Source organism: Homoserinibacter sp. YIM 151385 (genome assembly GCF_027912415.1).
Classification (GTDB): domain Bacteria; phylum Actinomycetota; class Actinomycetes; order Actinomycetales; family Microbacteriaceae; genus Schumannella.
This window is the reverse complement of record NZ_CP115175.1, coordinates 1,968,722-1,991,191: the sequence shown is the minus strand read 5'-3', so window position 1 is coordinate 1,991,191 and position 22,470 is coordinate 1,968,722. Positions and strand designations below refer to the sequence as shown.

The 22,470-nt window shown below is 74.7% G+C and carries 23 protein-coding genes; 16 read left to right on the top strand and 7 right to left on the bottom strand.

Features of this window, described 5'->3' with window-relative positions:
• Nucleotides 1–134: 134 nt before the first annotated feature.
• Complete coding sequence (locus OF852_RS09685) at nucleotides 135–1,460, bottom strand: MATE family efflux transporter (RefSeq protein ID WP_271118958.1); 1,326 nt, start codon at nucleotides 1,458–1,460, stop codon at nucleotides 135–137.
• Nucleotides 1,461–1,580: 120 nt separating this feature from the next.
• On the opposite strand from OF852_RS09685, the gene OF852_RS09680 reads away from it, so the two are divergent.
• From OF852_RS09680 to OF852_RS09670, 3 genes are read left to right on the top strand one after another with little or no spacing between them, the layout of a single operon-like run.
• Nucleotides 1,581–2,564, top strand: coding sequence for a sugar kinase (locus OF852_RS09680; protein ID WP_271118957.1), 984 nt, complete (start codon nucleotides 1,581–1,583; stop codon nucleotides 2,562–2,564).
• A 9-nt stretch (nucleotides 2,565–2,573) separates the two neighbouring features.
• On the top strand, nucleotides 2,574–4,538 hold the full coding sequence (locus tag OF852_RS09675) for a M13 family metallopeptidase (protein ID WP_271118956.1): 1,965 nt from the start codon (nucleotides 2,574–2,576) through the stop codon (nucleotides 4,536–4,538).
• The gene (locus tag OF852_RS09670; RefSeq protein WP_271118955.1) at nucleotides 4,532–5,440 is read left to right on the top strand and encodes a serine hydrolase; all 909 of its coding nucleotides are present in this window, start codon (nucleotides 4,532–4,534) and stop codon (nucleotides 5,438–5,440) included. Before OF852_RS09675 ends, OF852_RS09670 begins: the two co-directional genes overlap by 7 nt.
• Before the next feature lie 206 nt (nucleotides 5,441–5,646).
• Here the strand turns inward: OF852_RS09670 and OF852_RS09665 are convergent, their stop codons facing one another.
• Entirely contained in the window at nucleotides 5,647–6,228 is a 582-nt protein-coding gene (locus OF852_RS09665) for a GNAT family N-acetyltransferase (RefSeq protein ID WP_271118954.1), read from the bottom strand.
• A 25-nt stretch (nucleotides 6,229–6,253) separates the two neighbouring features.
• Nucleotides 6,254–7,531 (bottom strand): glutamyl-tRNA reductase, encoded by a 1,278-nt coding sequence (locus tag OF852_RS09660; protein ID WP_271118953.1) that lies wholly within the window; start codon nucleotides 7,529–7,531, stop codon nucleotides 6,254–6,256.
• A 68-nt stretch (nucleotides 7,532–7,599) separates the two neighbouring features.
• Here OF852_RS09660 and hemE point away from each other — a divergent pair, with 68 nt between their 5' ends.
• From hemE to hemL, 12 genes are all read left to right on the top strand, one after another.
• Nucleotides 7,600–8,667, top strand: coding sequence for a uroporphyrinogen decarboxylase (gene hemE / locus OF852_RS09655; RefSeq protein WP_271118952.1), 1,068 nt, complete (start codon nucleotides 7,600–7,602; stop codon nucleotides 8,665–8,667).
• 1 nt (nucleotide 8,668) lies between these two features.
• A complete protein-coding gene (locus tag OF852_RS09650; protein ID WP_271118951.1) occupies nucleotides 8,669–9,979 on the top strand; it encodes a protoporphyrinogen/coproporphyrinogen oxidase in 1,311 nt (436 codons plus the stop codon).
• A 2-nt stretch (nucleotides 9,980–9,981) separates the two neighbouring features.
• Nucleotides 9,982–10,347: a YtxH domain-containing protein gene (locus tag OF852_RS09645; RefSeq protein ID WP_271118950.1), complete on the top strand. Its 366-nt coding sequence runs from the start codon at nucleotides 9,982–9,984 to the stop codon at nucleotides 10,345–10,347.
• A 33-nt stretch (nucleotides 10,348–10,380) separates the two neighbouring features.
• Complete coding sequence (locus OF852_RS09640) at nucleotides 10,381–10,839, top strand: phage holin family protein (RefSeq protein WP_271118949.1); 459 nt, start codon at nucleotides 10,381–10,383, stop codon at nucleotides 10,837–10,839.
• Nucleotides 10,836–11,066, top strand: coding sequence for a DUF3618 domain-containing protein (locus OF852_RS09635; RefSeq protein WP_271118948.1), 231 nt, complete (start codon nucleotides 10,836–10,838; stop codon nucleotides 11,064–11,066). The genes OF852_RS09640 and OF852_RS09635 overlap by 4 nt, the downstream gene beginning before the upstream one ends.
• Before the next feature lie 172 nt (nucleotides 11,067–11,238).
• Nucleotides 11,239–11,661 (top strand): hypothetical protein, encoded by a 423-nt coding sequence (locus tag OF852_RS09630; RefSeq protein ID WP_271118947.1) that lies wholly within the window; start codon nucleotides 11,239–11,241, stop codon nucleotides 11,659–11,661.
• 51 nt (nucleotides 11,662–11,712) lie between these two features.
• On the top strand, nucleotides 11,713–12,426 hold the full coding sequence (gene hemQ, locus OF852_RS09625; RefSeq protein ID WP_271118946.1) for a hydrogen peroxide-dependent heme synthase: 714 nt from the start codon (nucleotides 11,713–11,715) through the stop codon (nucleotides 12,424–12,426).
• Nucleotides 12,423–13,619: a ferrochelatase gene (locus tag OF852_RS09620; RefSeq protein WP_442908618.1), complete on the top strand. Its 1,197-nt coding sequence runs from the start codon at nucleotides 12,423–12,425 to the stop codon at nucleotides 13,617–13,619. Before hemQ ends, OF852_RS09620 begins: the two co-directional genes overlap by 4 nt.
• Nucleotides 13,562–14,548, top strand: a complete 987-nt coding sequence (hemC, locus tag OF852_RS09615; protein WP_442908617.1) for a hydroxymethylbilane synthase — start codon at nucleotides 13,562–13,564, stop codon at nucleotides 14,546–14,548. Before OF852_RS09620 ends, hemC begins: the two co-directional genes overlap by 58 nt.
• On the top strand, nucleotides 14,545–15,345 hold the full coding sequence (locus tag OF852_RS09610) for a uroporphyrinogen-III synthase (protein WP_271118945.1): 801 nt from the start codon (nucleotides 14,545–14,547) through the stop codon (nucleotides 15,343–15,345). The genes hemC and OF852_RS09610 overlap by 4 nt, the downstream gene beginning before the upstream one ends.
• 65 nt (nucleotides 15,346–15,410) lie before the next feature.
• Nucleotides 15,411–16,361 (top strand): porphobilinogen synthase, encoded by a 951-nt coding sequence (hemB, locus tag OF852_RS09605; RefSeq protein ID WP_271121153.1) that lies wholly within the window; start codon nucleotides 15,411–15,413, stop codon nucleotides 16,359–16,361.
• Nucleotides 16,361–17,701 carry a glutamate-1-semialdehyde 2,1-aminomutase gene (gene hemL / locus OF852_RS09600; protein WP_271118944.1) on the top strand — a complete coding sequence of 447 codons (1,341 nt, stop codon included), beginning with the start codon at nucleotides 16,361–16,363 and terminating at the stop codon, nucleotides 17,699–17,701. Before hemB ends, hemL begins: the two co-directional genes overlap by 1 nt.
• A gap of 6 nt (nucleotides 17,702–17,707) precedes the next feature.
• Here the strand turns inward: hemL and OF852_RS09595 are convergent, their stop codons facing one another.
• The 4 genes from OF852_RS09595 to OF852_RS09580 all read right to left on the bottom strand — a co-directional run bounded on the left by OF852_RS09595 (nucleotide 17,708) and on the right by OF852_RS09580 (nucleotide 21,449).
• Entirely contained in the window at nucleotides 17,708–18,571 is an 864-nt protein-coding gene (locus OF852_RS09595) for a CAP domain-containing protein (RefSeq protein ID WP_271118943.1), read from the bottom strand.
• Between the two features lie 106 nt (nucleotides 18,572–18,677).
• Nucleotides 18,678–19,115: a DUF1304 domain-containing protein gene (locus OF852_RS09590; RefSeq protein ID WP_271118942.1), complete on the bottom strand. Its 438-nt coding sequence runs from the start codon at nucleotides 19,113–19,115 to the stop codon at nucleotides 18,678–18,680.
• 4 nt (nucleotides 19,116–19,119) lie between these two features.
• On the bottom strand, nucleotides 19,120–20,112 hold the full coding sequence (locus tag OF852_RS09585) for an MDR family oxidoreductase (RefSeq protein ID WP_271118941.1): 993 nt from the start codon (nucleotides 20,110–20,112) through the stop codon (nucleotides 19,120–19,122).
• 314 nt (nucleotides 20,113–20,426) lie between these two features.
• A complete protein-coding gene (locus OF852_RS09580; protein ID WP_271118940.1) occupies nucleotides 20,427–21,449 on the bottom strand; it encodes a 6-phosphofructokinase in 1,023 nt (340 codons plus the stop codon).
• A 70-nt stretch (nucleotides 21,450–21,519) separates the two neighbouring features.
• On the opposite strand from OF852_RS09580, the gene OF852_RS09575 reads away from it, so the two are divergent.
• Nucleotides 21,520–22,431, top strand: coding sequence for a DNA-3-methyladenine glycosylase family protein (locus OF852_RS09575; RefSeq protein WP_271118939.1), 912 nt, complete (start codon nucleotides 21,520–21,522; stop codon nucleotides 22,429–22,431).
• Nucleotides 22,432–22,470: the final 39 nt, after the last annotated feature.

Below are 22,470 nucleotides of genomic sequence, written 5' to 3'. Positions count from 1 at the left end.
CTATTCGTCACATGTAGGCCTCGAGCCCTGCCGATGGGTGGGCGAGGCGGATCACCATGCAGAGCGAGATCCGCTCACCGCCTCGAGCTCGGCGTGCAGACCGGCCTCGCGGCAATCGGTACAGATCGCTGACGCTACCGGTGCCCCGTCACCATCCAGCGGCCGCCGCGGACGCGCAGCCCGAGCGTCGTGACGCGCGCGAGCATGTACCCGACCGCGAAGACCGCCTGCACGGCGATCACCGCGCCGACCGCGTCGAGCTCCGCCGTGCCGACGAGCACGAGCAGCGGCAGCACCGCCGCGAGGTTCACGAGCCCCGTCCAGGCGAGATAGCGCGCATCGCCCGCGCCGATCAGCACCCCGTCGAGCACGAACACGACCGCCCCCACCGGCAGGCCGAGCGCGAGCACGAGGATGCCGCCCGGCAGCGCCGCGAGCACCGCCTCGTCGTTCGTGAACACCCGCCCGAGCACGGGCGACACCGCCGCGAGCAGCACCGCCAGCCCCACACCGCCGAGCACCCCGATCTCGAGCAGCCGCCGCAGGATCCCGCGCACCCGGCCGGTGTCGCCCGAGCCGAGCGCGTGGCCGATCATCGCCTGGCCCGCGATCGCGAGCGAGTCGAGCGCGAGCGCGACGAGCGCGAAGAGGGTGAAGAGCACCTGCGTCGCGGCGAGGGATGCGGTGCCGTGCGCGGTCGCGACGGCGACCGTGGCGACGAGCGCGACCCGCAGGCTCGCCGTGCGCAGCAGCAGCCAGCCGCCGGCGCCCGCCGAGCGGAGGATGCCGGCGCGGCCCGGCAGCAGGCCGACCCCGTTCCGACGGGCGTGCCGCACCGCGATCGCGATCGCCGCCGCCGCCATGCCCCACTGCGCGAGCGCCGTGCCGACCGCCGAGCCCACGAGCCCCCAGCCCGCCCCGTAGATGAGCAGGGCATTGAGCGCGCCGTTCGCGGTGAAGCCGGCGACCGCGATCCAGAGCGGGGTCCGGGTGTCCTGCAGGCCGCGGAAGAGCCCGGTCGCCGCGATGACGAGCAGCATGGCGGGCAGCCCCCAGACCGCGATGCGGAGGTAGTCGGCCGCTGCCTGGGCGACCCCCGCATCCGCGCCGAACCAGCCGACGACGAGGGGCGCACCCGGCAGCCCGACCGCGACGAGCCCCGCCCCCACGACGAGCGCGAGCCACAGCCCGTCGATGCCGGCCGTGAGCGCGCCGGGCAGGTCGCCGGCGCCGATGCGCCGCGCGACGGCGGGCGTCGTCGCGTAGGCGAGGAAGACGAGGAGGCCGACCGCCGTCTGGAGGACGGTGCCGGCGATGCCGAGGGCCGCGAGCGGCTCCGCCCCGAGGTGCCCGACGAGGGCGGTGTCGGTCGCGAGGAACAGCGGCTCGGCGACGAGCGCGCCGAGCGCGGGGACCGCGAGGGCGGCGATCTCGCGGTCGTACGGGCGTCGGCGGGGCACTCCGCAACGCTAGCCGTGCGCACCGACGGACATCGGGCTGCGGGGGGAGGGGTGCGGCGGGCCGGATGTCCGCGCTCGCGCACGCCGTGCACGCGGCATCCGCCCCGGTAGCGTGGCCGCATGCCCTCAGCGCCCGAGGTGCTCGCGATCGGCGAGACCATGCTCCTGCTCGCCCCCGAGCCCGGCGCGGGGCTCGCGATCGGGGCTCCGTACCGCATCGGCACGGGCGGGGCCGAGTCGAATGTGGCGACGGCCCTCGCGCAGCTCGGCGTCCGCGCCGCGTGGGCGAGCCGTCTCGGCGACGAGCCCGTCGGCCGGCTGATCCGGGATGCGGTGGCCGGCCGCGGCGTCGACGTCACGAGGGTCGAGCTCGTCCCCGGCGCCTCGAGCGGCCTCTACCTCAAGGATCCCGCCTCGGCCGAGCAGAAGGTCGTGTACTACCGGGCGGGCTCGGCCGCCTCGACGATGGGCCGCGAGCTCGCGGAGCGCCTCGGCGCCGGGACCGCCCGGGCCGCCGGGACCGCCGACCGCCCCGCTTTGCGGATCGTGCACGTCTCGGGCATCACCGCCGCCCTCTCGGCGAGCTGCCGCGACCTCCTCCGGGCGGTCGTCGTCGACCGGGTGCTCGGCGAGGCCGCCGTCGTCTTCGACGTCAACCACCGCGCCGCGCTCTGGTCGGCGGAGGAGGCGGCACCGGTGCTCCGGGAGCTCGCGGCACACGCCGACGCGGTCCTCGTCGGCCGCGACGAGGCGGAGGCCCTGTGGGGTGCCGCGACCGCGGAGGAGATCCGCGGCATCCTGCCCGGGCCCCGGCACCTCGTCGTGAAGGACGCCGATGTCGAGGCCGTCGAGTTCGAGGGCGACACCCTGCACCGGGTGCCGACGCCGCCCGTGGAGGTCGTGGAGCCGGTCGGCGCCGGCGACGCCTTCGCGGCCGGCTGGGAGGCGGCCTGGCTGCGCGGCCTCGACGCGGCCGGGCGTCTCGGCATCGGGCACGCCACCGCGGCGGCGGTGCTCGTCGAGATCGGGGACCACGCGCCGCACCTGGACGGCGTGCGCGCTCGGCTCGCCGACTCCCAGCCCGACGTCGGGCGCTCTCAATAGGCTGGCCGCATGACCGACGCGCCCCTCGCCTCCGGCATCGAGATCGACCAGCTCGACCCCGCCGCCCGCCCCCAGGACGACCTCTTCCGCCACGTCAACGGACGCTGGCTGGATGCGACCGAGATCCCCGCCGACAAGGCCCGCTGGGGCACCTTCTACGTGCTCGCGGAGGAGGCGGAGGCCGCCGTCCGCGCCATCATCGAGGAGGCGCAGGGCGCCGAGCCCGGCACGGTCGAGCGCAAGGTCGGCGACCTCTTCGCGAGCTTCATGGACGAGGAGCGCGTCGAATCGCTCGGCACGGCGCCGCTCGCGCCGCTGCTCGCCGAGGTCGACGCGATCGACACGGTCGAGGCCCTGCTCCCCGCGATCGGCCGGCTCGAGCGCGGCGGCGTCGGCGGCTTCTTCCGGGCCTACGTCGACAACGACCCGGGCGACCCGGAGCGCTACATCGTGACGCTCCTGCAGGGCGGGCTCGGCCTCCCCGACGAGGCGTACTACCGCGAGGAGAAGCACGGCGAGCTCCGCGCCCAGTACCTCGAGGCGATCGCGCGCATCCTCGAGCTCGCCGGGCTCGACGACGCCGGCACGCGCGCGGGCCGCATCCTCGGCCTCGAGACGGCGCTCGCGGCGCACCACTGGAACAACGTCGACAGCCGCGACAGCTCGAAGACCTACAACCTGCGCAGCTGGGCGGAGCTCCGCGAGCTCGCGCCCGGCGTCGACCTCGACGGCTGGCGCGACGGCATGGGGGTGCCGGCGGGCGCCTTCGACGAGGTCGTGCTCGCGCAGCCGTCGTTCGCCGAGGCGCTCCCGGGGCTCATCGCGCCCGAGCAGCTCGAGGCCTGGCGCGACTGGCTGCGCTGGAACGTCATCCGCTCCCTCGCGCCCTACCTCTCGGGCGCGATCGTCGAGGCGAACTTCGAGTTCTACGGCCGCGCGCTCCAGGGCGTGCCCGAGATGCGGGCTCGCTGGAAGCGCGGCGTCTCGCTCGTCGAGGGCTCGCTCGGGGAGGCGGTCGGCCGCGTCTACGTGGAGCGCCACTTCCCGGAGAGCGCGAAGACGGCCATGGACGAGCTCGTCGACAACCTCATCGAGGCCTACCGGCAGAGCATCCGCGGCCTCGACTGGATGACCCCGGCGACGCAGGAGCGCGCCCTCGAGAAGCTCGAGAAGTTCACGCCCAAGATCGGCTACCCGGTGCGCTGGCGCGACTACAGCGCGCTCGAGATCGACCCGGCCGACCTCGTCGCGAATGTGCAGGCGACGACCGAGTTCGAGTTCCAGCGCGAGCTCGGCAAGATCGGCCGCCCGATCGACCGCGACGAGTGGTTCATGACCCCGCAGACGATCAACGCGTACTACAACCCCGGCTTCAACGAGATCGTCTTCCCGGCCGCGATCCTCCAGTACCCCTTCTTCGACGAGGGGCGGGATGCCGCGGCGAACTACGGCGCGATCGGCGCCGTCATCGGGCACGAGATCGGGCACGGCTTCGACGACAACGGCTCCCGCTTCGACGGCGACGGCCGGCTCGCCGACTGGTGGACGGCCGAGGACCGCGAGGCCTTCGAGGCACGGACCCGGGTGCTCATCGAGCAGTACGACGCGCTCTCGCCGCGCGACATCCCCGACGCGACGGTGCCCGGCGAGCTCACGATCGGCGAGAACATCGGCGACCTCGGCGGCCTCGGCATCGCGTGGAAGGCCTGGCAGCTCTCGCTCGACGGCGCCGAGCCTCCGGTGATCGACGGGCTGACCGGCGCCGAGCGCTTCTTCCTGAGCTGGGCGCAGGCCTGGCGGGCCAAGTACCGCCCGGCGGAGGCGCGTCGCCTCATCGCGATCGATCCGCACGCGCCGAACGAGTTCCGCTGCAACCAGATCGTGCGTAATATCGACGCCTACTACTCCACCTTCGGCGTCACCCCCCAGGACGCCCTCTGGTTGCCCCCGACTGACAGAGTGACGATTTGGTAGACACCTCGCTCGCGCACGGGCGGCGTGAGCGGCTCCGCTCGCGGCGCACGCCGCGGCACCGCGCCCCGAACCCGGTCTCGAACTTCGCCGGGTCCTTCGCCTCGCTCGGCGAGCTCGCGATGGAGGGCGCGCACGTCTCCGCCTCGGTGAGCGATCTCGACACGGGTCAGCCGCTCGTCGCGATCGACGAGCGCATCGTGCTCCCGACGGCGAGCGTCGGCAAGGTGCTGCTCCTCATCGAGGTGTCCACGCGGCTGACGCAGCGCGACTTCGCCGGCTACGGCATCCTCGACAAGGCACCCGCCGAGCAGGTCGGCGACAGCGGCATCTGGAAGCATCTCCAGGCGCCCTCGCTGCCCTTCGCGGATCTCGCGGCGCTCGTCGGCTCGACGAGCGACAACCTGGCGACGAACGCGCTGCTGCGCCAGGTGGGGCTCGGCGCGGTGCGCGCCCGCACCGAGTCGCTGGGGCTCACCCGCACGGCGCTCCTCGACTACGTGCGCGACCACCGGGGGCCCGACGACGCCCCGCAGCTCTCGGTCGGCTCGGCCGCCGAGCTCGCGTGGCTGTTCGCGGCACTCGCGCGCGGCGAGGTCGTCGACTCGATGACCTCCAGCCGGGTGCTCTCCTGGCTGTCGCTCAACGCCGACCTCTCGATGGTCGCCGGGGCCTTCGGGCTCGATCCGCTCTCGCACCGCTCGACCGATCACGGCATCCTGCTCGTCAACAAGACCGGCACGGATGCGGGGGTGCGTGCCGAGGCGGGCGTGGTCCGCGGTCCGCGCGCGGCGGTCGCCTACGCGGTGACGGTGCAGTTCAACGACTCGGGTCTCCCGGCACGCCTGCGGGTGCTCGATGCGCTCCGCACGATCGGCACCGACCTGCTGGAGTACGTGCACTAGCCGCCCCCCGGCCGCCCGCCCTGCCGTCCCCGCCCCGCCACCGTCCCCCTCCGCCGTGCCTCTTCCGAAATGCAGGATGAGCGCGGGGTAAGCCACCTCGAGCTCCCGCCAGCTCGGGCAGGCGACCTCGATCGTCCTGCATTTCGGAAGAGGCACGGCGGCGGGGGAGGGTGGGGATGCGGGGCGGGTGCGGCGGGCCCGGCCGGTCAGGCCGTGCGGGACGCCCACTCCTCGTCGAGGATCGCCCAGATGCCGGTGTCCGACCAGCCGCCCGCGCCGACCGGCCAGTCCTTGCGGAAGTGCGCCTCCTCGCGCATCCCGAGGCGGGCGCAGAGGCGGGTGGAGGCGGTGTTGCGGGGGTCGAGCTGGGCGACGACGCGGTGCGCGGCGCCGGCATCGGGGCGGAAGGCGAGCTCCAGGATGGCGAGGGCCGCCTCCGTCGCGAAGCCCTGCCCGGCGACGTCCGGCGAGAACACCCACCCGACCTCGTAGCCGTGATTCGCGGCCGAGGTGAGCACCAGGTGCAGCTCGCCGACGACTCCGCCGCCGTCGAGCCGCTCCGCCGCGAGCACCGCGCGCGCGCCGTCGATCGCGAGGCGGGTGGTGCGCGACTGGTGGGCGAGGCTCGAGCGCACCTGCTCGCGCGTCTGCGGCCCGTAGGGCAGGTAGCGGGTCACCGCGGGGTCGCGACGCCAGCCGTGGACGGCCGAGACGTCGACCTCGGTGAGGGTGCGCAGCCGCAGCCGCGCCGTCTCGATGGGCGCCGAGAGGTCGAGTCGCGCGGTCACCGTGGGGGCCTCGGGATCCTCGACCTCAGGAGGCGGAGGCGACGGAGCCCGCGGGGCCGTCTGCGGCATCCCCGTGCGGGGGGAGCGGCAGCTGCTGCGGTGCCGCGGCGGGGCGGATGCCGAAGACCGCCTCGAGGCCGGCCGTGAACTCCTCGCCGCGGCCGTCGCGGGCGAGCTCGCGCCCGCGCACCGAGGGGGTGTGGAGGATGACGCCGGCCAGATGCCGCAGCGCCTCGACGGTGCGCTCGTCGCCACCGCGGCCGCGCGCTCGCGCGATCTCGGCGTCGAGGGCGTCGAAGACGTGCTCGCGGAGCGCGACGATCGCGGGCGCCACCTCGCGGTCGGCGGCGTAGGCGCTCGCCGCGGTGTCGACGAGCCCGCGGGCCGTGTCGGCGGAGAGCTCGGGCAGCGGCGCGTGGAGCGCGATGATCTCGAGGTCGAGCAGCTCGACGCCGGGGATCCCGCGCACGGCCGGGTCGACGTTGCGGGGGAGGCCGAGGTCGATGACGAGGCGGCGGCGCGCGTTCGCGAAGTCCTCGGGAACGACCGTGTAGCGGGCCGTGCAGGTGATGACGACATCCGCCTCGGCGATCGCGGCGGGCAGGCCGTCGACCGCGTGGATGCCGTAGCGGCGGGCGAACATGGCCGCGCGCCCGGTGCGCGAGTAGACGCTGATGTGGGCGGCGCCGCGGTCGCGGAGTGCGGCGATCGTGGTCGCGGCGTAGCTGCCGGTGCCGACGACGAGGACCCGGGCGTGCGCCCAGTCGGTGATGCGGCTCGAGGCGAGCTCGAGCGCGAGCCGGACGAGCGAGCGGCCGGAGCCGCCGAGGTCGGTCGCGGTGCGGACGGCGCGCGAGGTGCTCGCGGCCCGCTGGAAGAGGCGGTCGAGTTCGCGGCTCGAGGTGCCGTCGCGCTTGGCGGCGTCGAAGGCGCGGCGCACCTGGCCGGCGATCTCGTCCTCGCCGACGACGACCGACTCGAGCCCGGAGGCGACGGCGAAGAGGTGCTGCGGGACCTCGGGGTCGCGCACGACGGAGACGGCGGCGCGGAGCTCGTCCGCATCCACCCCTCCCGCGGCGCTCATGACCTCGATCGTGCGGTCGACGGCGGACGCCGGATCCGCGGAGCGGTCGTCGAGGTCGAGGTAGGCCTCGAAGCGGTTGCAGGTGGCGATCACGACGGCCCCCTGCACGGCCTCCGCCTCGGCGACGAGCTCGGCGGTCGCCGACGGCGCGGCCGTCGAGAGCCGGTCGAGCAGGTCGAACGCCGCATTGCGGTGGTTCGCCGTGAGGCAGAGGAGCACGGACCGATTCTAAATCCACCTGCCCATCAGGGGTACGAAGGCGGCCCTTACCTCGCGCGCGGGGGACAATGGAGCCCGTGAGCCTTCCCGAGTCCCATCCCCTCGTCGACGGGCGCACCGCCGCCAGCCCCTTCGTGCGGGCCTACCGCGGCGAGCGCGTCCCCGTCCGCCCCGTCTGGTTCATGCGCCAGGCCGGCCGCAGCCTCCCCGAGTACCGCGCCCTCCGCGAGGGCCGGCCGATGCTCGAGTCGTGCCTGACACCGGAGATCGCGAGCGAGATCACGCTGCAGCCGGTGCGCCGGCACGGGGTGGATGCGGCGGTCTTCTTCAGCGACATCGTCATCCCCGTGAAGCTGGCCGGGATCGGCGTCGAGATCGTCGCGGGCCGCGGCCCGGTGCTCGAGCACCCCATCCGGACCGCCGCCGACGTCCTCGCGCTGCGCCCCCTCGACCCGGCGGCGCTCGACCCGATCCGCGAGGCCGTCGCGCTGACGGTCGCGGAGCTCGGCGAGACGCCGCTCATCGGCTTCGCGGGCGCCCCGTTCACGCTCGCGAGCTACCTCGTCGAGGGCGGTCCCTCGAAGGATCAGGGCCGCGCGCGGGCGCTCATGTACTCCGACCCGCACGCCTGGGCCTCGCTCCTGAACTGGTGCGCCGACGCCTCCGGCATGTTCCTGCGCGCGCAGGTCGAGGCGGGCGCGAGCGCCGTCCAGCTCTTCGACTCCTGGGTCGGCTCGCTCGGTCGTCGCGACTACCAGCGCCGGGTCGCACCGCACTCGCGCCGCGCCTTCGACCACCTCCGCGGGCTCGATGTGCCGAAGTCGCACTTCGGGCTCGGCGGCGGCGACTTCCTGGACGTCATGCGCGATGTCGGCGCGGACGTCGTCGGGATCGACTGGCGGCTCCCGCTCGACGAGGCGAATCGTCGGCTCGGCGGCACGTCGACGCTCCAGGGCAACATCGACTCGGCGCTCCTCGGCGCCTCCTGGTCGACGCTGCGCGCGCACATCGACGACGTGCTCGACCGCGGCGCCGAGGCGCCCGCGCACATCGTGAACCTCGGCCACGGCGTGCCGCCCGAGACCGACCCCGAGGTGCTGACCCGCATCGTGACGTACGTCCACGAACGGGGCTGACATGGCCCGGGAGCGCGTGCTCGTCGTCGGCGGCGGCGTCGCGGGGCTCGTCGCGGCGCGGCGGCTCGCGGCGGCGGGCATCCCCGTGACGCTGCTCGAGGCCTCCGACCGCCTCGGCGGGCAGCTCGCCCACCAGACGGTGGCGGGGGTCGAGGTGGATGCCGCGGCCGAGTCCTTCGCGACCCGCGGCGGGCAGGTGGCGGCCCTCGCGACCGAGCTGGGGCTCGGCGGCGAGATCGTGACGCCGCTCGACGCGCCCGCCTGGCTGCATCGCGCCGACGGCTCGAGCCTGCCGCTGCCGGCGACGAGCCTCCTCGGGATCCCGGCGGTCCCGCTCGCGGCGGACGTCATCCAGGCGGTGGGCGTCCGGGCGGCGCTCCGCGCGCAGCTCGACGTCCTGCAGCCGGGCCCGCGCGGCGCGAAGTCCCAGACGCTCGGCGAGCTCGTGCGCACCCGGATGGGCGCGGGCGTGCTCGAGCAGCTCGTCGCGCCGGTCGTGCGCGGCGTGCACTCCGTCCACCCCGATGAGCTCGAGGTCGATCGCGCGGCGCCGGGCCTCCGCACGGCGCTGCTCCGCGAGGGCTCGCTGGGGCACGCAGTCCGCAGCCTCCGCGACCGCGCCCCCGCGGGGTCCCAGGTGGCGGGCCTCCGCGGCGGCGTCCACCGGCTCGTGATCGAGCTGGTCGCGGACCTCGAGCGCTTCGGCGCCGAGCTGCGCACGGGTGCGCGCGTCCGCGCCGCCGAGCCCGGCCGCGTCGTGCTCGAGGGCGGCGAGGTGATCGAGGGCGAGGTGTTCGTCGCGGCGCCGGGGCTGGCGCGCCCTGCCCGGGCCGCCCGCCGCATCCACCTCGCGACGCTCGCCGTCGAGGCGCCCGAGCTGCGCGACGATCCCCGCGGCACGGGGGTGCTGGTCGCGCCGGACGCGCGGGATGTCGCGGCGCGCGCGCTCACGCACTCGACCGCGAAGTGGGCGTGGCTGCGCGAGCGCGCGGGCGGGCTCGAGATCGTCCGGCTCTCCTACGACGAGAAGCCGGCCTCGCTCGCGCAGGTGCGCGCGGACGCGTCGGCGCTCCTCGGCGTGCCCGTCCCGGAGCCGGTGGAGGCCGTCGTCGTCGAGTGGACGCGCGGCGCCCCGAGCCCTGAGGGGGTCGACGGGATGCGGCTGCTGGGCGAGGCGGGCGCGACGACGGGGCTCGCCGCGATCGTGCGTGAAGCCGGAGAGCAGGCTGAGCGTTTCCTCAGCGGAGGCGTCGACCCCGAGGGCGGGGCCCCTAGTGTGGGAACCCCGAGTCCGACCCAATCAGGGAGCTGATCATGAAGGGCAAGATCCTCCTCGTCACCGGCATCGCCATCGGCTACGTGCTCGGTGCGCGGGCCGGCCGCGAGCGCTACGAGCAGATCAAGACGGCCGCCGGCCGCATGTGGAACGACCCGCGCGTGCAGCGCCGGGTCGACACCGTCGAGGACTTCGTGAAGGACAAGGCGCCGGACGTCGCCGAGTTCGTCGCGGACGGCGCCAAGACCGTCGTGTCGAAGGTCGCCTCCAACCGCCGCAGCACGGCGCGCGGCGCCTCGTCCTCCTCGCGCTCGAGCGGCACCCGCTCGGGCTCGAAGAGCACGACGACGCGCAGCACCAGCGCGAAGAAGCCCGGCAGCTCGTCGAGCAGCAGCTCGAGCTAGCTCGCGCACGATCGAATCGGAGGCGGTGACCGCATGACCGAGGACGGCATCCCGCGCACATCGCGGAGGTCCCTCATCCAGCTCGTGACCGAGCTGCCGGAGCGCGTGACCGAGCTGGTCCACAGCGAGATCGAGCTCATCAAGACGGAGCTCATCGGCAAGCTCAAGGCGCTCGGCATCGGCGCGGGGCTGTTCGCCGCCGCGGCGGTCGTCCTCCTCTTCATGGTGGGCGTGCTGCTGACGGCCGCGATCCTCGCGCTCTCCCTCGTCATGCCCGGCTGGCTCGCGGCGCTCCTCGTGGCGCTCGTGCTGCTGATCGTCGCCGGCATCCTCGCGCTCATCGGCTGGCGGACGATGCAGGCGGGCATCCCGCCGATCCCCGACCAGTCGATCGAGAGCCTGAAGCGCGACCTGCGCGCCATCAAGGGGATCGGGGCCACGACCCCCGTCTCCCGCAACGACCGCCGAACCGACAACGGAGGAGCACGATGAGCACCCTGGACGACGCGAAGACGAAGGCCGCCGAGGCGCGGGCCGAGCTGGCGAGCACGCTCGACCAGATCGAGGGCAAGCTGAACATCCCGAAGCGCGCCGGCGAGCTGAGCAAGAAGGCCCAGATCGCCTACGAGGACAATCCAGTGCCCTTCATCGCGGCGGGCGCCGCGATCGCGGCCGGCGTCATCGGGCTCGTCGCCTGGGCGATCTTCAGCGACGACTGACCTCGCCCCGCGCGGGCCTACTCGCGCGAGAGACATGTCTGCGGCGCCGGGGACGGCGCCGCAGTCGTGTCTCCGGCGCAGTTCGAGTGTCCCTCCGGTGGCTGCGCCGCCGGTGGCCGGCCGCCTGTGGATAACCCGCCGGCCGCGACAGCGCTCGGAGGATGATCGTCGCGTGAGCGCGGCGGACGACGGGCGAGAACTTCCCGACGGCATGTATGCGATGCGCGGCGGGCGGATCATCCCGGAGTCGCGCGTGCCGATCGTGTGGACACAGGATCCGGCGGCGAGAGGATCGAGGGCGGCGGAATCGGTCGGCCCGACCCGTCTGCGGTTCTTCCTCGACTGGGGCGGCGGGATCCCGATCTGGTGGGACTTCGGCGGCGGCGGCGATGATGACATCGCCGCCCTCGGGCTCTCGGACCGGCTCCTCGAGGGCTTGCGTGCCTGGCAGCTCGACTGGGAGCGAGACTTCGACATCGACACGGGGTTCCCCACGCCCGAGCTCGAGCGGATCCACTGGCAGACCGGCGACGAGCTCCTCGCGCGGCTCCGCGCGGAGGTGGGGGATCGCGCCGTGGTCCTCGATGAGCGCTGAGGATCGAGGCTAGGATTCGCGGGGATGCGCCCGACAGGCGAGAATAGGGGCATGAGCGACGGCTCGACCCCTGCACCGACCACCCAGCCCGACTCCGGCAGTACCCCCGGCGACGGCGACGCACTCGGCTACACGCTGTACGCCGTGCTGCGCCGCGTCCGCGAGGTCGCCGCACCCCCCGAGGCGCTCGAGCGCGCCATCGTGGAGCTCGGCGCCCTCGACGTCGAGGTCCGCGGCCTCTACGACGTCTCGGGCATGCGCGCCGACGCCGATCTCATGATCTGGCTCACGGGCCCCCGCCCCGAGGCGCTCCAGTCGGCGCTCCGCCGGCTCCGCCGCGTCGAGCCGATCGCCTCCCTCGAGCCGACGTGGAGCGCCATGGGCGTGCACCGCGACGCCGAGTTCAGCCGCAGCCACGCGCCGGCGTTCTTCCGCGGCCTCCCGCCCAAGACCTGGCTCACCGTCTACCCCTTCGTGCGCAGCTACGACTGGTACCTGCTGCCGGAGGAGGAGCGCCGCACGATGCTCGCCGACCACGGCCGCAAGGGCTCCCAGTACCCGCAGGTGCAGGCGAACACGGTCGCGAGCTTCGCGCTCGGCGACTACGAGTGGCTGCTCGCGCTCGAGGCGGACGAGCTCGTCGACCTCGTCGACCTCATGCGGCACCTCCGCAACACGGAGGCGCGACGCCACGTCCGCGAGGAGGTCCCGTTCTACACGGGCCGCATGATCACCCCGCGCGAGCTGCTCGAGGTGGTCTCGTGACCATCACGAACAACGGCTCCGCCCCCGAGACCGGCGACACCGCGGTGCGCGTGCCCTTCGCGACGGATGCGGCGATCTGCGGCCCCGAGCATGTCGAGGAGGCCGTCGCGTACGACGCGATCCTGCTCGCCGGATTCGGCGGGCCGGAGGGGCAGGAGGACGTCATCCCCTTCCTCCGCAACGTGACGCGCGGCCGCGGCATCCCGGACGAGCGCCTCGAGGAGGTCGCGCACCACTACCGGCACTTCGGCGGCGTGAGCCCCATCAACCAGCACAACCGCGAGCTCAAGGCCGCGCTCGAGGCGGAGCTCGCCGCCCGCGGCATCGAGCTCCCCGTGCTGTGGGGCAACCGCAACTGGGACCCGTACCTGCGCGACGCGCTCCGCGAGGCGGAGTCGCGCGGCTTCACGCAGCTCATCGGCCTCGCGACGAGCGCCTACAGCTCCTTCTCGAGCTGCCGGCAGTACCGCGAGGACTTCGCGATCGCGCTCGAGGAGACGGGCCTCGCGGGCGGGATCCGCATCGACAAGGTGCGCCAGTACTTCGACCACCCCGGCTTCGTCGCCCCCTTCACGGAGGGCGTGCGCGACGGCCTCGCCGCGATCGCCGCGCAGGGTGTGGCACCCGAGGCGACCCGCGTGCTCTTCGCGACCCACAGCATCCCGACCGCCGACGCGCAGCGCTCCGGCCCGCGAGATCGGGACTTCGGGAACGGCGGGGCGTATGCCGCCCAGCACCTCGCGGTCGCCGAGGTCATCATGCGCGAGCTGGGCTCGGAGGTCGGGTGGAAGCTCGTCTACCAGTCGCGCTCCGGTCCGCCCACGCAGCCGTGGCTCGAGCCCGACATCAACGACGAGATCGCGGAGCTCGAGGGCGCCGGGGTGAAGGGCGTCGTGATCGTGCCGCTCGGCTTCGTGAGCGACCACATGGAGGTCATGTGGGATCTCGACACGGAGGCGATCGAGACGGCCGAGGAGCACGGGATGGTGGCGGTCCGGACGCAGACCCCCGGCACCCATCCCGCCTATGTGACGGGCCTCGTCGACCTCGTGATGGAGCGCGTGCAGGGCACGCCGACGGCCGAGCGCCCCGCGCTGACGGAGCTCGGCCCCTGGTACGACGTGTGCCGCCCGGGATGCTGCGAGAACGTGCGCGCCGGGTTCAAGCCGGCCGCGGCGGGGATCGCGCCGTGACGCTCCGGATCGGCACCCGCGCCAGCGCCCTCGCGATGGCGCAGTCCGGCTGGGTCGCGCGCCGCCTCGGCGACGCGGAGCTCGTGCCGATCACCTCGGAGGGCGACACCTCGACCGAGTCGCTCGCCTCGCTCGGCGGCACCGGCGTCTTCGCGACGGCGCTGCGCGAGGCGCTCCTCGCGGGGGAGGTGGATGCGCTGGTCCACTCCCTCAAGGATCTCCCGACCGCCGCGGCGCCGGGGCTGTCGATCGGCGCCGTGCCGAAGCGCGCCGACGCCCGCGACGTGCTCGTCGCCCGCGACGGCCTCACGCTCGAGACGCTGCCCGAGGGCGCCCGCGTGGGCACCGGATCGCCGCGCCGCCGCGCGCAGCTCGCCTCCCGCCGCCCCGACCTCGAGCTGGTCGACATCCGCGGCAACATCGACACCCGCATCGGCCGCGTGCTCGGCGACGCGGTGGAGCCCGGTCGCCGCCTCGACGCGATCGTGCTCGCCGCGGCGGGACTCGAGCGCACCGACCGGCTCGACGTCGCGACCGAGCACCTCGGCCTCGGCTCCTGGCCGACCGCGCCCGGGCAGGGCGCGCTCGCCGTCGAGGTGCGCACCGGCCGCGAGCAGCTCGTCGCGAAGCTCGACCACCGCCCCTCCCGCCTCGCGGTCGAGGCCGAGCGCGGCGTCCTCGCCCGGCTCGAAGCGGGCTGCGCCGCCCCGATCGGGGCGACCGCGGAGCTCGCCGACGGCCTCCTCTTCCTCTCCGGCCGCGTCTACGCGGTCGACGGCTCGGCGCACCTCACGAGCTCGCACGCCCTCTACCCCGAGGATGCGGCGGACCCGGCGGCCGAGCTCGCGGGGCGGGTCGCCGCGGAGCTGCTCGAGCAGGGCGCGGCCGAGCTCGCGCCGCTCGGACCGGACGCGGGCGGCACCGCGTGACGGGCTCCGGCTCGGCGTCCGCCTCCGCCGACAAGACGCTCGCCGGCTGGCGGGTGCTCGTGCCCCGCGGCGGCAAGTGGGGCGACGGGGTCGCGGCCGCGCTCCGCGTCCACGGCGCCACGCCCGTCATCGCGCCGCTCATCAATTTCGCGAGCGCCGAGGATCCGGCGCCGCTGGCGCGCGCCCTCGAGGAGCTCGCGCAGGGTCAGTTCGACTGGCTCGTCGTCACGAGCGCCACGACCGTCGACGTGCTCAAGAGCCAGTCGGTGCGCGTCCCCGAGACCACCCGCATCGCGGCCGTCGGCGAGACGACGGCCGCCGCGCTCGGCCTCGCGGGCTACGCCGTCGACTTCGCGCCATCCGCCGACAACTCGGCGCGCGGGCTCGTCAAGGAGTGGCCGAGCGCCGCCATCCACGGCCGCGTCCTCATCCCGCAGTCCGACATCGCCGAGCCGACGCTCAAGGCCGGCCTCCTGCAGCTCGGCTTCGCCGTCGAGTACGTGACCGCCTACCGCACGGTCGGCGTCGAGGTCGCGGAGAAGGTGCGGACGGATGCCGCCACGGGCCGCATCCGCGCCGTCCTCGTCACCTCGGGCAGCGTCGCGCGCCAGGTCGCCGAGCAGCTCGCGCCGCTGCCCGAGCGCACCGTCGTCGCCTGCATCGGCCCGCGCACCGCCTTCGACGCGCGCGCCGCCGGCCTCCCCGTCCACGTCATCGCGGAGGAGCGCTCCGCCGACTCCCTCATCGCCGCCCTCGTCGAGTACGCGGCCGAGACCGAGGAGGAGGGCGCGCCATGAGCGCCGACCCCCGCGACCGGCACCGCCCCGTCATCCGCCCGCGCCGCCTCCGCGCGACGCCCGCCATGCGCCGGCTCACCGCGGAGCACCGGCTCCACCCCGCCCAGCTCGTGCTCCCGCTCTTCGTCCGCGAGGGCGCGGCCGAGTCGCGGCCGATCGGCTCCATGCCGGGCGTCGTGCAGCATTCGCTCGACAGCCTCCGCGCCGAGATCGGGCGCGCCGCCGCGGCCGGCATCGGCGGCGTGATGCTCTTCGGCGTGCCCGAGCACAAGGACGCCATCGGATCCGGCGCGACCGACCCCGACGGCATCCTCAACGTCGCGACCCGCGTCGCGGTCGCCGAGGCGGGGGATGCGCTCGTCGTGCAGACCGACCTCTGCCTGGACGAGTTCACCGACCACGGCCACTGCGGCGTGCTCGCCCGGACCGCCTCGGGCGAGCTCGTCGTCGACAACGACGCGAGCCTCGAGCGCTACCGCGACATGGGCCTCGCGCAGGCCGAGGCCGGGTCGCAGCTCCTCGGGCTCAGCGGGATGATGGACGGCCAGGTCGCCGCCGTGCGCGACGCCCTCGACGGCGCCGGCCGCACGGGCACCGCCCTGCTCGCCTACTCGGGCAAGTACGCCTCCGCCTTCTACGGCCCGTTCCGGGAGGCCGTCGTCTCCTCGCTCCAGGGCGACCGGCGCGGCTACCAGCTCGACCCCGCGAACCGCCGCGAGGGGCTGCGGGAGGCCGCGCTCGACATCGAGGAGGGCGCCGACATCGTCATGGTGAAGCCCGCGCTCTCCTACCTCGACGTCCTCGCGGACACGGCCGCCGCATCCCCCGTCCCGGTCTGGGCCTACACCGTGAGCGGCGAGTACGCGATGATCGAGGCCGCCGCCGCGAACGGCTGGATCGACCGCGAGCGCGCGATCGACGAGGCGCTCACGAGCCTGGTGCGCGCCGGCGCCGACGCGATCCTCACCTACCACGCGATCGAGGCGGCCGAGCGGGCCGCGGGAGGCGGGCGCTGATGGGCGGCAACGGCTGGCAGTTCGAGCGGGCGCGGAGCGTCATCCCGGGCGGCGTCAACTCGCCGGTGCGCGCCTTCGGCTCCGTCGGCGGCACCCCCCGCTTCATGCGGAGCGCGCGCGGCGCGACCATCACGGACGTCGAGGGCCGCGAGTACGTCGACCTCGTCGCGTCCTGGGGTCCGGCGCTGCTCGGGCACGCGCATCCCGCCGTCGTCGGGGCCGTGCAGGAGGCCGCCGCGCGCGGGCTCTCCTTCGGCGCCTCGACCCCGGGCGAGACGGAGCTCGCGGAGCTGATCCGCGAGCGGCTCACGATCGACGGCACCCGCGGGGTCGAGAAGGTGCGCCTCGTCTCGACGGGCACCGAGGCGACCATGACCGCCATCCGGCTCGCGCGCGGCGCGACCGGGCGCGATGTGATCATCAAGTTCGCCGGGCACTATCACGGGCACTCCGACGGCCTCCTCGCGGAGTCGGGATCGGGTGTCGCGACGCTCGGGCTCCCCGGCTCGGCCGGCGTGCCCGCCGAGGTCGCGGCGCTCACGATCGTCCTGCCGTACAACGATCTGGGCGCGGTCCGTGCCGCGTTCGCCGCGCATCCCGGCCGCATCGCGGGCGTCATCACGGAGGCGGCCGGCGCCAACGCGGGCGTCCTCGCGCCCGAGCGCGGCTTCAACCGCGCGCTGTCGGGGATCGTGCGCGAGCACGGCGCGCTCCTCATCGTCGACGAGGTCCTCACGGGATTCCGGGTCGGCCCGGCCGGCTGGTGGGGGCTCGAGGCCTCCCGCGTCGTCCCCGACGGCGCGGGCTGGGTCCCCGACCTCGTGACCTTCGGCAAGGTCGTCGGCGGGGGGATGCCGCTGGCGGCCCTCGGCGGACGCGCCGACATCATGGACCAGCTCGCGCCCCTCGGGCCGGTGTACCAGGCGGGGACGCTGAGCGGGAACCCGGTCGCCGTCGCCGCCGGCATCGCGACGCTGCGGAACGCGAGCGCGGAGGTCTACGAGCGCGTGAACCGTGCCGCGGACACGGTCGCGGGTGCGCTGGGGGAGGCGCTCGCCGCGGCGGGGGTCGCGCACCGGATCTCGCGCGCCGGCAGCCTCTTCTCGGTCGCCTTCCGCGAGGGCGAGGTCCGCGACTACGACGACGTCCGCGATCAGGAGAGCTGGCGCTACGCGCCCTTCTTCTCGAGCATGCTCGAGCAGGGCGTCTCGCTGCCGCCGAGCGTGTTCGAGGCCTGGTTCCTCACGGCCGCGCACGACGACGCGGCGCTCGGCCGCATCCTCTCGGCGCTTCCCGCGGCGGCGTCCGCGGCGGCGTCCGCGAGCGCGCCGGGGAGCTGATCAGGGTCAGCCGACGCGGACCCGCTTGCAGCCGAGCAGCTTGTCGGCCTGCTTCGGCCCGGCGTTGACCGCCCAGACGCAGACCGCGTGCGAGCCCTTCCGCGCGGCGATCACCTTCGTGAACCCGGTGCGCGCCGGCGCCGCCTCGTAGCGGGCCGCGACATCGCTGCGGCTGCGGTCGGCGCGGATCGACTTCGAGCCCTTCTTGCCGTCGACCGTGAAGCGGACGGCGATCGACGTCGAGGCGTCCTCGTCGAAGGCCCAGCCGCTGATCCGGATCGCCGAACGGCCCCCGCGCACCAGCTCGAGCCGGCCGACCGCGGCGTGCGCCGCCGCCGGCGCGGTCGCGTACCGGCCGAAGACCTGCGTGTAGTAGGGGCGACCCTGGCTGTCGGTCGCGTAGCCGATGCCGATGTGCGTGTACGAGCCGGTCATGTTCGCGAGATGGCCGGGGGAGCCCTCCCAGCCGTCGACGACGCTCGTGTAGCCGTAGCCCATCGCGACGTTCTCGGCCGCGCCCGACCAGCCGGCCGGGATCTGCGAGGCGTAGGAGGGGTTGTGCGACATCTTCTTCGCGGCGGCCTGCTTCTTCGACCACGTCATGGCGACGGTCTGCATGCGGCTGTCGGCCTTGAGCGCCGGCTTGCCGGCACGCGAGCGGATCGCGTTGGTGTCGGCGAGGATGCGGTCGACGACCGTCTGCGCGCTCACCGCGGCGCGCGTCTCGGCGCCCGTCGGCGCGGCCTGCGCGGCGAGCGGGGTCAGCGCGGATGCGCCCAGCGCGAGCACGGCGGCGGCGACGGCGAGGAGCCGGGCCCGAGGACGGCGCGAGCGAGTCGTCGAACGGATGTCGGATGCAGCAGATCGCATGGTGGGGTCCCCCCGAACCCGGTGCGGCCTCGGCGCCCCCGCGCCGGCCTCTGATGCGCAACAGTATGCGCGAGCGGGGTGGCCCTCACAACCCCCGGCAGCGTTTTCAGACCGCGGGTCCAGCTCCCGTCGCGCTCCCCGCGATGAGCAGCGCGAGGGCCGCGAGGGGCAGCACGCCCTGCGTCGCCGCAGCCCGGGCGAGCTTCGGGCTCGAGGTCACGAGCACGACGGCGGCGAGCACCATCGAGGTGAGCGCGAACAGCAGCACCCCGAACCCGGCCGCCTCGAGCGGCAGGCCGCCGCCCCGGTTCCGGATCGAGTAGAGCACGATCCCGGTCACCACGCCGATCGCGAGGAACAGGTTGTAGAAGCCCTGGTTGTAGGCCATCGGGCGGACGTGGTCCGCCTCCTCCTGGGTGCTGAGGCCGAAGCGCCGCCAGGTGCGCGGCTGCGACCACGTGACGCTCTCGAACACGAAGATGAGGACGTGGACCAGGGCGGCCAGGGCCGCTGCGACGAGGCCCGCGATGCTGAGCGCGCTCATGGGCTCAGTCTGCCACCGCGGCGCCGCCGATGCCCACGACCACCCGACCCGTCGTCGCGCCGCGCAGGATCCGGGCGCCCGCATCCTCGACCTCCGCGAGCGGCACCTCGGTCGTGAGGGCGTCGAGCAGCGTCGGGTCGATGTCGCGCGCGAGCCGGGTCCAGACCTCCTCGCGGGCGGCGAGCGGCAGCTCCACCGAGTGGATGCCCAGCAGCGACACCCCGCGGAGGATGAAGGGGTGCACGCTCGTCGGCAGCTCGGCGCCGCCCACCAGCCCGCACGCGGCGACCGCGCCGCCCGGCACCGTCTGCGCGAGGACGTTCGCGAGCGGGATGCCGCCGATCGAGTCGACCGCCCCGGACCAGCGGGCCCGCTGCAAGGGCTTTCCGCGCTCGGCGAGCTCGGCGCGGTCGAGGAGGCTCGAGGCGCCGAGGCGCTCGAGCAGTCCCGACTGATCCGGGGAGCCGGTCGCGGCGACGACCTCGCGGCCCGCTCGCGCCAGCAGCGCGACCGCGAGCGTGCCGACGCCGCCGGTCGCGCCCGTCACGAGCACGGGGCCGTCGGGGATGCCGTGCCGTTCGAGCGCGAGGACCGACAGCGCCGCCGTGACGCCGGCCGTCCCGAGCGCGGCCGCGCGCCGCATCCCCAGCTCCGCCGGCACCCGAACGAGCAGGCCGCCGTCGAGACGGGCGCGGTCGGCGTAACCGCCGTGGCGGGTCTCGCCCAGTCCCGCGCCCGTGAGGACGACCTCGTCGCCGGGCTGCCAGCGGCCTCCCGAGCTCTCGAGCACCCGTCCGACCGCGTCGATGCCGGGGACGAGCGGGTCGACCCGCATCACGCCTCGGCTGCCGTCGAGGGCGAGGCCGTCCTTGAAGTTGAGGCTCGAATAGGCGAGCTCGACGAGCGTGTCGCCCTCGCCGAGCTCCGCGTCGGGCAGCTCGCGGAGCTCCCGTCGCACCTCGTCGCCGTCGCGGGTCACCAGGAGCGCCTGTGCCATGCCGCCACCCTACGCGGCGCCGGCTGGCGCGGGCTCAGGAACGGCGCCGTGCGCCGTCGGCGCGCACGCGCCATCCGCCCGTGATGCCGGCGCCGACGGCTCGGACCGCCGGCGCCGCTCCTGAATCTGCGCCACCGGATCGCGCGGACGCGGGCCGGCGCGGATTCAGGACGCGGCAGCCGGCCGGGTGGCGGGCGGCGTCGTTCGTCCGCGATGCCGCGCAGCCGGGCGGCGTGCGAACACGCGACTCCTGATCTCGCGCCGAGGAGCCGACGCGAACGCGGCGGGTCGGTGCCGTGCAGGCGGGCTCCGGCTCAGCCGAAGAGGATCGCCGCCTCCTCGTAGCGGGACTGCGGCACCGTCTTGAGGCGGCCGAGCGCGTCCTCGAAGGGCACGTGCACGATGTTCGTGCCGCGCAGCGCCACCATGCGGCCCCAGTGGCCCTCGAGCACCGAGTCGATCGCGGCCATGCCGTAGCGGGTCGCGAGCACGCGGTCGTAGGCCGAGGGGGTGCCGCCGCGCTGGATGTGGCCCAGCGTCGTCGAGCGGGTCTCCATGCCCGTGCGGGCCTCGATCTCGGGGGCGAGGATGTCGCCGATGCCGCCGAGTCGCGGGCGGCCGAAGGCGTCGAGCCCGCGCTCCGAGTGCGCGTCGTCCATGGTGTCGAGCTTGAAGCCCTCGGCGACGACGATGAGCGGGGCGCGGCCGCGCGAGCGGGCGGACTCGACCCATTCGGTGAGCTCGTCCATCGTGGTCTTGCGCTCGGGGATGAGGATCGCGTGCGCGCCGGCCGCCATGCCCGAGTGCAAAGCGATCCAGCCGACGTGGCGGCCCATGACCTCCGCGACCATGCAGCGGCCGTGCGAGTCGCCGGTCGTGCGGAGGCGGTCCATCGCCTCGGTCGCGATCTGGACGGCGGTGTCGAAGCCGAAGGTGTAGTCGGTGGCCGAGAGGTCGTTGTCGACCGTCTTCGGCACGCCCACGATCCTGATGCCGGCATCCGTGAGCCGCTTCGCCGCCGCGAGGGTGCCCTCGCCGCCGATCGCGATGATCGAGTCGATGCCCTGCTCCTGCATCACCTCGGCGACGCGCTCGGCGCCGCCGCCCTCGAAGGGGTTCGTGCGGGAGGTGCCGAGGATGGTGCCGCCCTGCTTCGAGATGCCCATCACCTGGGGCCGGCCGAGCGGGATCGTGTCGCCCTCGACGACGCCCTTCCAGCCGTTGCGGAAGCCGACGAACTCGAGGTCGTGGGCGGTGATGCCCTTGAGGACGGCCGCGCGGATGACGGCGTTGAGGCCCGGGCAGTCGCCGCCCGACGTGAGGATGCCGATGCTCATGATCCCCCATCATGCCGTGTTTCGGCGACCCGTCGCGCGCAGGTCGGAGGGCGCGGCTATCGTCGAGCCGATGCAGCCTGTCGAGTCCGATTACGCGCCCCCGCGGGAGGTGGCGCTGCGGCGCGTGCTCGGGGTGCTCGCGCAGGGCGGCACCGACCCGACCGTGCAGCGCGACGGCGAGATCTGGTGGCTGACGCTGCGGTTCCCCCACGGCACCGCGAGTCTCGCGCTGCGGCCGGCGGGCGCCGCGATCCGCGCGACCGCCTGGGGCACGGCGGCGGAGGCGGCGATGGACCTCGTGCCCGGTCTCCTCGGCGCGGACGACGACGACGAGGGCTTCGACCACGCTCGGCACCCGCTCGTCGCCGAGCTGCACCGGCGCGCGCCCGGGCTCCGGCTCGCCCGCACCACGCAGGTGCTCGCCGCGCTGATCCCCGCGATCCTCTTCCAGAAGGTGACCGCGAAGGAGGCGAAGGCGAGCTGGCGACGCCTCCTCCAGTGGCACGGCGAGCCCGCGCCCGGGCCTGCGCCGATCGGCATGCGCGTCGCGCCCGACCCGGCGACCTGGCGCCGCATCCCCTCATGGGACTGGCACCGCGCCGGCGTCGGGCCCCAGCGCAGCGACACGATCATGCGCGCCGTGCACGCGGCGGGCGGGCTCGAGCGGACCGCGGGCGTCGCGGGCCCCGAGGCGCGGCGCCGCATGCGGACGATCCCCGGCATCGGCGAGTGGACCGCCGCCGAGACGGCGCAGCGCTCCCACGGCGACCCGGATGCGGTCAGCTTCGGCGACTTCCACACCTGCAAGCGGGTCGGCTGGGCGCTCACCGGCGCGCGCGTCGACGACGACGGGATGCGGGAGCTGCTCGAGCCGTGGGCGGGCCACCGGCAGCGGGTGATCCGGCTCATCGAGGCATCGGGTGCGGGCGACTACGAGCGGCACGGGCCGCGGATGACGATCGCCGACTACCGGGCGTTCTGAGCGGGCCCAGCGGCGGCGCCGCTCGAACAGAGTTTCGAA

Bases quoted from the DNA above. Each gene is read 5' to 3' on its own strand.
- OF852_RS09590 (WP_271118942.1), bottom strand. From the start codon at position 19,115: ATGAGCGCGCTCAGCATCGCGGGCCTCGTCGCAGCGGCCCTGGCCGCC.
- OF852_RS09580 (WP_271118940.1), bottom strand. From the start codon at position 21,449: ATGAGCATCGGCATCCTCACGTCGGGCGGCGACTGCCCGGGCCTCAAC.
- OF852_RS09640 (WP_271118949.1), top strand. From the start codon at position 10,381: ATGACCGAGGACGGCATCCCGCGCACATCGCGGAGGTCCCTCATCCAG.
- hemE (WP_271118952.1), top strand. From the start codon at position 7,600: ATGGAGCCCGTGAGCCTTCCCGAGTCCCATCCCCTCGTCGACGGGCGC.
- OF852_RS09585 (WP_271118941.1), bottom strand. From the start codon at position 20,112: ATGGCACAGGCGCTCCTGGTGACCCGCGACGGCGACGAGGTGCGACGG.
- OF852_RS09635 (WP_271118948.1), top strand. From the start codon at position 10,836: ATGAGCACCCTGGACGACGCGAAGACGAAGGCCGCCGAGGCGCGGGCC.
- OF852_RS09650 (WP_271118951.1), top strand. From the start codon at position 8,669: ATGGCCCGGGAGCGCGTGCTCGTCGTCGGCGGCGGCGTCGCGGGGCTC.
- hemC (WP_442908617.1), top strand. From the start codon at position 13,562: ATGCTGCGAGAACGTGCGCGCCGGGTTCAAGCCGGCCGCGGCGGGGAT.
- OF852_RS09675 (WP_271118956.1), top strand. From the start codon at position 2,574: ATGACCGACGCGCCCCTCGCCTCCGGCATCGAGATCGACCAGCTCGAC.
- OF852_RS09595 (WP_271118943.1), bottom strand. From the start codon at position 18,571: ATGCGATCTGCTGCATCCGACATCCGTTCGACGACTCGCTCGCGCCGT.
- OF852_RS09575 (WP_271118939.1), top strand. From the start codon at position 21,520: ATGCAGCCTGTCGAGTCCGATTACGCGCCCCCGCGGGAGGTGGCGCTG.
- OF852_RS09645 (WP_271118950.1), top strand. From the start codon at position 9,982: ATGAAGGGCAAGATCCTCCTCGTCACCGGCATCGCCATCGGCTACGTG.
- hemL (WP_271118944.1), top strand. From the start codon at position 16,361: ATGGGCGGCAACGGCTGGCAGTTCGAGCGGGCGCGGAGCGTCATCCCG.
- hemQ (WP_271118946.1), top strand. From the start codon at position 11,713: ATGAGCGACGGCTCGACCCCTGCACCGACCACCCAGCCCGACTCCGGC.
- OF852_RS09680 (WP_271118957.1), top strand. From the start codon at position 1,581: ATGCCCTCAGCGCCCGAGGTGCTCGCGATCGGCGAGACCATGCTCCTG.
- hemB (WP_271121153.1), top strand. From the start codon at position 15,411: ATGCGCCGGCTCACCGCGGAGCACCGGCTCCACCCCGCCCAGCTCGTG.